Here is a 1,746-nt window from a genome sequence, read left to right on the forward strand (position 1 = left end):
GCCCGCGCAATGTCTGGCCGGTCACGGTGGCCGGTCTGGAACAGCACGCGCATACCGTGCGGGTCCGGTTGGCGTGGCTGGAGTTCGATGTCGACAAGCGCGACACCGTCGGTGTGCGTATCGACCGTAAGCGGCGGCAGCCGGTCACCGTGCTGCTCAAGGCCCTGGGCTGGACGGGGGAGGAGATCACCGAGCGTTTCGGTTACTCCGGGGTGATGATGACCTCGCTGGAGAAGGACAATATCGCCGGTGTGGACGAGGCGCTGCTCGATATCCATCGCAAGCTACGCCCCGGTGAGCCGCCCACCAAGGAATCCGCGCAGAACCTGCTGGAGAACCTCTTCTTCAACGAGAAGCGTTACGACCTCGCCCGGGTCGGGCGATATCGAATCGATCGGAAACTCGGTGCCGGCCGTGGCGAGGCGGCGGGTCCGCGTGTTCTCACCGGTGCGGATATCGCCGCGATCATCGACTATCTGCTGCGATTGCACGCCGGTGAACGAACCATGACCGCTCCCGGCGGTTTCGAGGTCCCGGTCGAGGTCGATGACATCGACCATTTCGGTAACCGCCGGGTGCGGACGGTGGGTGAACTGATCCAGAACCAGTTCCGGGTCGGCCTGTCCCGGATGGAACGGGTGGTCCGGGAGCGGATGACCACGCAGGACATCGAAGCGATAACACCGCAGTCGCTGATGAATATCCGCCCGGTGGTGGCCGCGCTCAAGGAGTTCTTCGGGACCTCGCAGTTCTCGCAGTTCATGGACGAACGCAACCCGCTCGCGAGCCTCACCAACAAACGCCGCCTCTCGGCGCTGGGCCCCGGCGGCCTGTCGCGGGAGCGCGCCGGACTCGAGGTCCGGGATGTGCACTACAGCCACTACGGCCGGATGTGCCCGATCGAAACGCCCGAGGGGCCCAATATCGGTCTGATGGGCTACCTCTCGGTGTACGCGCGGGTGAATCCGTTCGGGTTCATCGAGACGCCCTACCGGCGGGTGATCGACGGGGTCGTCTCCGATGAGGTCGACTATCTGACGGCGGACGAGGAGGACCGTCATATCGTCGCCCAGGCGAACGAACCGCTCGACGCGGCGGGCCGGTTCGTCGCGTCCCGGATCGCGGTGCGGCGGAGGAATTCCGAAGTGGAGATCATCGACAGTGGCCGCGTCGATTACGTGGATGTGTCGCCGCGCCAGATGGTGTCGGTGGCGACGGCGATGATTCCGTTCCTCGAGCACGATGACGCCAACCGTGCCCTGATGGGTGCGAACATGCAGCGTCAGGCCGTGCCGTTGATCCGTTCCGAGTCGCCTGTGGTGGGTACCGGTATGGAGTTGCGTGCTGCGGTGGATGCCGGTGATGTCGTGGTCAACGACAAGGCCGGTGTGGTGGAGGAGGTCTCCGCCGATTATGTGACGGTGATGGCCGATGACGGCACCCGTAAGTCGTATCGGATGCGGAAGTTCGCGCGTTCGAACCAGGGCACGTGTGCCAATCAGCGTCCGATCGTGGACGAGGGTCAGCGGGTCGAGCGTGGCCAGGTCCTGGCCGATGGCCCCTGCACCGAGAACGGTGAGATGGCTCTCGGTAAGAACCTGCTCGTGGCGATCATGCCGTGGGAAGGCCACAACTACGAGGACGCGATCATCCTGTCCCAGCGTCTGGTGGAGGACGACGTTCTGACCTCGATCCATATCGAGGAGCACGAGATCGACGCCCGCGATACGAAGCTGGGTGCCGAGG

General features: G+C 64.5%; 1 protein-coding gene. It reads left to right on the plus strand.

Going from position 1 to position 1,746, the window contains the following annotated elements:
- Positions 1–1,746 (plus strand): DNA-directed RNA polymerase subunit beta (gene rpoB / locus ACWDU1_RS32130; protein WP_450004180.1); only part of this gene is annotated, 1,746 nt, incomplete at both ends.

The organism is Nocardia sp. NPDC003345 (assembly GCF_053589395.1).